The sequence below is a fragment of the Pseudotabrizicola sp. genome (assembly GCF_030656345.1).
Classification (GTDB): domain Bacteria; phylum Pseudomonadota; class Alphaproteobacteria; order Rhodobacterales; family Rhodobacteraceae; genus Pseudotabrizicola.
This window is the reverse complement of sequence record NZ_JAUSNR010000022.1, coordinates 1-4,958: the sequence shown is the minus strand read 5'-3', so window position 1 is coordinate 4,958 and position 4,958 is coordinate 1. Positions and strand designations below refer to the sequence as shown.

The window sequence follows — 4,958 nt, the reverse complement described above, 5'->3', positions numbered from 1 at the left end:
GAGGGCCGCGAATACCTGGGCCTGAAGCTGGACGATCCGAGCTTCGCCGCCCCGATCTACGCCAACCTCTTCGACGACGAAGACGGCGAGAGCTGGAGCCTCATCTGGTCCCGCCCCAACACACGCCGCGGCGACTGATCGCCAAAGCAAAGGCCCCGGTCGAATGACCGGGGCCGAAATGCTTTCACTGAACTTCTCGCTCAGTTCCGCGAACGGCTGTGGCACGGATCACAAGGGGAAGAGTTTTCGCACCCGCTCGAACGGCTTTCGATATTCTGACGCATGGCGAATCTTGGCAGTGATGATTTCAGGCAATGAGAGGCGGCGAGACAGGGCGTCGAATACATCCATCCCATCGGCCAAGATGATCTTTTTCGCCGTGAACGTCTCGAGGCACACGTCTGTGAACCCTGAGTAACTGACGAACAGGCCGCGGGTCCATTCGTTGCGTTCGTCGACCTTCCCTTGAAACCCGCGCAGCGTGGCGGCATCCGTTTTTGCGCGTTGCCACTTGGCTTCCAGCAGATACGTGAAATTCCCGTGCAGGAAGGATCCGTCAATCTGCTCGCCCCTCAATGTGAAACTCCCTCGGGCATCCATTCCCCAGGCGTTGAAGAGGTCCGCTAGAAGGCGTTCGAAATGTAGGCCGCGAGCTTGCGGCTCGTCCGACATTTCGTGGAGTGCCAAGAAACTCTCCTCGAGTTTTGCAAGGGTCGTCTCGTCGGCGCGGAAGGACTTCTGATCTGCACCTTTCAAGTGCTTGGGCGCAGTATTTTGCGCTTCATAAATGGGCAGTTGATGCCCGCCTAGGCGCTCGACGATTGCGGTGAGCCGACCGTGCGCTCTGATGACCGCTTCTGCTTGGCCAGTTCCAATACGGCTTAGCTCCCGATACTCCCACAGGGCCGCCAAGGCTTTGGCAATTGCGCGTGGCTGGCTGACGGTAAGGAAGGCGCGCAGGTGCTTACCTTTGCTGCTACCATAAATCGCATAGGCTTCGTCATAGATGTCGACGTTTACCTCGCGCTGAAAGAAGTCGGCAAAGGTGCTGTTCGAGAATTCGAGGACGTAGCCCGAGTTCATCCCGAACAGTTCATCGACGAGCTTCAGTTCGACAGGTCGGACCTGATCCATTCATCCCCCGAAACCAAGTTTACCCAAGAAGCTGGAAATCACATCATTCACGCCACGTTGGCGCAAGGCGCGCTGTTCGCGGATGTCTGCGTCAGCGGCGTCACCGTCGATCTCAAATCGGGCGGCGGCAACCGGTCCCTCCCGAAGATACCCCTCATCAGCTTTGGGGTCGCAGAAGCGCCTCTGCAAGATTGCAAGGGCTAATGTGATGGTTTCGGCATGCTTGCCAGCTATTGCCGCCTGGAATTTCGCTACGGCGCCATCAGGTCCACCGTCGCCATGTTCAAGGCAGTAGACGAGGTCATGTGCATCTTTGCCTTCGCGACGGTGATCGAATGCGAAGGCCTTAAGACAGGTGAAAGAGACAATATTTGCGTAAGGAATGCTTTCGGTCGCTCGGCCTTTCGCGCCGAGGAGCTCGGCCGTAACATCCATTCGGTCATGTAGTTCGAAGACCAAGGATGCGTGTGGGATGTTCACCGCCGAGATGTTTCCTTCGGTCGGCAGTTCTTGAAGCGCCCCGCCTTTGAGAGAGGGGTCATCGGCAAGAAACTCTAGAATGACCGTGACACCGTGCTCCGTTTTTGTCTTCCAGCGCCAATTAACTTTTGCGCCCTTGTCATTCTCGGCGCGCTCGAAGCCCATGCGTTTGAGATTGTCTTCAAGGGTCCGATAGGCCTCGACGTCAGCCAGTACGGCAAGATCGACGACGACGTCGATGTCACCAGTGCCAGCATGCGCAGGGATTTCTGGAGGCCGGGCCTTAACCAGATAGCGGGGTGTCAGGCCACCCACCAAGAAGACCGAATTGCGCCAAGGGCCGAGGCTACTGAACAGTGTTACGAGAACACGTTCGCAATCGCGGGTCACGTCAGGGCTGTAATCTGCGAGATATTGCGGTTTGGTCATGGGGTTTCCAGCTTCTCGGCACGCAGGTGTTGCGCGAGTTCCTTCGCGCGACCACCGGACTGTAGAAGGTCGAGGTAGGTTTGCAGAGGATCTGCGACCCAAAGGTCGTTCTGCCGCTGTCGAAATTTGAACTCACCATCGAACGTCGCTTCTTGAACGGCAAGATTCCAGCCCTCCCGAACTGGCCGGGCATCGATGGCATTCAGAACGACTTTCGCTCCATGAACGGCTGGCAGGCGACAAAAGACTTGCGAGACGGTCGACAAGAACGGCGCGTGAATCTGCCCGGCGGTTATGCCAGAGAATTCATATGGAACTCCTTCCCCATCACATGTTTCATCTATCAGTTTTTGAAGGTCTGGCAGAGTAGTGGAGCGCACGTAGAAGTGCTGGATCGCCGATGGTTTCATCGTGGCTTGATGATTGGCCCAAGCGTCCAGCAGCGCACGCGGGTTGACCAAACGGCGCTCTTTTGAAGGGCCAGAGCCTCGAACTTCCACCCACTCGCGACGTTCGATGCTGATCAGAGTCTCAGAGGCTGTTGCTGGAGACACTCCGGCTCGATCTGCGATCTGATGCACGCCGAACCACTCGCTGCCGAATGTCCAGATGGCGTGCAGAGCTTGGGCCCTGCGACCGCTGAATACGTTGGTGATCGAACGTTGTTGCTTCCGTGACGTTGGCTGGTCGATGCGGATGTAAAGTCCTTGGGCTGCGATGAAGAGGCTTCCGCTGGCATCGAAGTGGCCGACGCGCTCTTCGCGGAGCAGTTCACGCGCTCCTGGAGAGATGCTGTCGGCCAGCAGAACTGGGATGAATGGTCCGTTTTCTCTGCCCAGATCCGCAAGGTGGGTCTTTATTTGCCAGATCGCCTCGCGTGCATCGCGGGGATAAAGTGACCGCTTCACCTCGATGACAAGCTTGTAGAGTTTACCTTCGTGGGTAAATTCGATCATTGCGTCTTGATGAGATATGCCTTGGGCTTGCTGGGGCTCTTGCAGGATATGCGGTTGCTCTCCTGTGGCTTCGCCCAAGGCTTTGGCTAACTCTTCAACAAGAGTCTGGAGCGTTCGGAGTTCCATCATGATTCTCTGCGCAGCGAATATGGTATTTCTAGCGTATATTCGGCCTAACGTCTATATTTACTGTGCTGTGAAGATGCCCCGAAACGCTGTGGCGCTTGGATCTCGACACGACGCCCACACTGTTTGACGACAGTGAGAAAGATGTTTTGGCACATCCCGGCAGAGCCGGGACCGGGCTCTGGTCGTCCGACTGGAGCCTGCTGGGCAGTCTCCCCCCATTCGGGCAACGATCCCTTGTGCGACGGCTGATCCAGCCGGAAGGAGGCCGATGGCGTGAGGTTCGGCGCGTTGCGGCCTGGTGCCAGAGGTCGGGTCAGGCGCGGGAGCCCGCCTCGTATTCATGGGCAGCATTGGAGTTTGTGAGAACCCGGTCTGGAACATGACGATCGATTGAGACCAACGTGGCGGCACGGCTGGCGAGCGGTGGGCATCCCGTGACGGGGTAGGGCTCCTGTCTGAGGTCAAAGCCCCATCCCCCGCTTTCATTCGCTGTCCTTGGTCTGATCCGTCTCTTTGACACTCAACCCCAGAGGGGTCGGCTACGCGAGCGTGCCGCCCTCGCGGATTCGGACGAGCCGAACGCACGAGGGTGATTGCAGATCCGGTCAGACACTTCGGGCGCCTGTCGCGCGGGGGATGGTCCTCCGCCCCCAAGAAGACAGGAGCCAACCCCATGTCCTACAAGGATGCCACCGCTTTCGCCGCCTCCCTCGCCGCCACGCTGATGGTCTCGATCGTCGTGTTCCAGGCCGGGGACGGCACCCACGCAGCGATGCCGTCCGATGAATACGATGGCGACGAGACCCTCGTCGCCTTGGAAATCGACCCCTGGCAGTGAGGCGCAAAAGCGCCTCACCCACCCCTCCGGGGGCGCTTCCTCAGCGCCCTCGTCCGGGGAAAAGGCACCGAACCGAAGGGTCCGGCAAGGGAGAGATCGAGGGGGGAGCGGGCAGGGCGAGCCCGCTGAGACAGAGAGAGCGGCGGCGGACTCACCTGTAACTCGCTCTCCCCGGAGATCCCGAAATGACCATCCATCTTCCTGGCCGCGCTGCGCCGGCCGCTGAAATCTCGTCCGAACTGTCCCGCATTCTTGCCGAGCAGGCCAAGCGTGACGCTGCCGAGGCGGCGCTTCACGCCCAGAACAAAGAAGTGCTGTTCGACGGGCTCCGCCATGTCGGCGTTGCCCATGTGCTGGTCAGCTTCGATGGCTCGGGCGACAGCGGGCAGATCGAAAGCATCGAGGCCCGAAATGATGCCGACCAGAGCGTCACGCTGCCCGCCGCTCAAATCACCTTCGCTGGCATCGACTGGCAGAGCGGGGCACCCACCGAGCGCCGTCTGACCTTGGAAGGCGCTGTCCAAGAACTGGTCTACGACCTCCTCTCCGATACGCATTCTGGCTGGCAGGACAATGATGGCGCCTATGGCGAGTTTTGCATCGATGTCCGCGTCCGGACCATCCATCTCGAGCTCAACGAACGGTTCACGTCGTCCGAACTCTACACCCATGATTTCTGAGGGGCGGCGATGGCACATCCCTATCACCACGCCCTGTCTTCGGTGAAGAAATGGGGCGGGACGGTCGACGACTACCTCGGCTGTCATGAATTCTTCGATGCCTCAAAGGTCATCCTGGCGGATTTCCGGCATCGCGCCCTCCGCCACCACGCGGAGGGGATCTTCCTGCTGGTTACATAGACAGGCAAGCGTAAAGGCGCAGGGACCTTGGGTAGGAACAGGCCGACCGCCGCGCTCCCCAAAAAGCTGGCGGTGGTCGGCCTGTTCCGTGTGCAGGACCGCATTTCATTCCAATTCCTCGCCGAGGTCGGT

Annotated in this window: 7 protein-coding genes; 4 read left to right on the top strand and 3 right to left on the bottom strand. The window is 59.1% G+C overall.

Translation table 11 applies throughout. The features are described from left to right. Positions 1 to 138: DUF736 family protein (locus Q7J44_RS12860; protein WP_304880498.1), on the top strand; the 138-nt coding region annotated here is incomplete at its 5' end. A 90-nt stretch (positions 139 to 228) separates the two neighbouring features. On the opposite strand, the gene Q7J44_RS12855 is transcribed toward Q7J44_RS12860, so the two are convergent. Genes Q7J44_RS12855 through Q7J44_RS12845 form a run of 3 tightly spaced genes read right to left on the bottom strand, consistent with a single transcriptional unit; the run spans position 229 to position 3,128 of the window. Further along, positions 229 to 1,134: a restriction endonuclease gene (locus Q7J44_RS12855; RefSeq protein ID WP_304880497.1), complete on the bottom strand. Its 906-nt coding sequence runs from the start codon at positions 1,132 to 1,134 to the stop codon at positions 229 to 231. Further along, entirely contained in the window at positions 1,135 to 2,043 is a 909-nt protein-coding gene (locus tag Q7J44_RS12850; protein WP_304880496.1) for an antitoxin, read from the bottom strand. It abuts the gene before it with no gap. Beyond that, positions 2,040 to 3,128, bottom strand: a complete 1,089-nt coding sequence (locus Q7J44_RS12845) for a hypothetical protein (protein WP_304880494.1) — start codon at positions 3,126 to 3,128, stop codon at positions 2,040 to 2,042. Before Q7J44_RS12845 ends, Q7J44_RS12850 begins: the two co-directional genes overlap by 4 nt. 673 nt (positions 3,129 to 3,801) lie before the next feature. Here Q7J44_RS12845 and Q7J44_RS12840 point away from each other — a divergent pair. From Q7J44_RS12840 to Q7J44_RS12830, 3 genes are all read left to right on the top strand, one after another. Beyond that, positions 3,802 to 3,966, top strand: coding sequence for a hypothetical protein (locus tag Q7J44_RS12840; RefSeq protein ID WP_304880493.1), 165 nt, complete (start codon positions 3,802 to 3,804; stop codon positions 3,964 to 3,966). A gap of 185 nt (positions 3,967 to 4,151) precedes the next feature. Beyond that, on the top strand, positions 4,152 to 4,646 hold the full coding sequence (locus Q7J44_RS12835) for a DUF6878 family protein (protein WP_304880491.1): 495 nt from the start codon (positions 4,152 to 4,154) through the stop codon (positions 4,644 to 4,646). A gap of 9 nt (positions 4,647 to 4,655) precedes the next feature. Next, complete coding sequence (locus Q7J44_RS12830; protein WP_304880500.1) at positions 4,656 to 4,826, top strand: hypothetical protein; 171 nt, start codon at positions 4,656 to 4,658, stop codon at positions 4,824 to 4,826. The last annotated feature ends 132 nt before the right edge of the window (positions 4,827 to 4,958 follow it).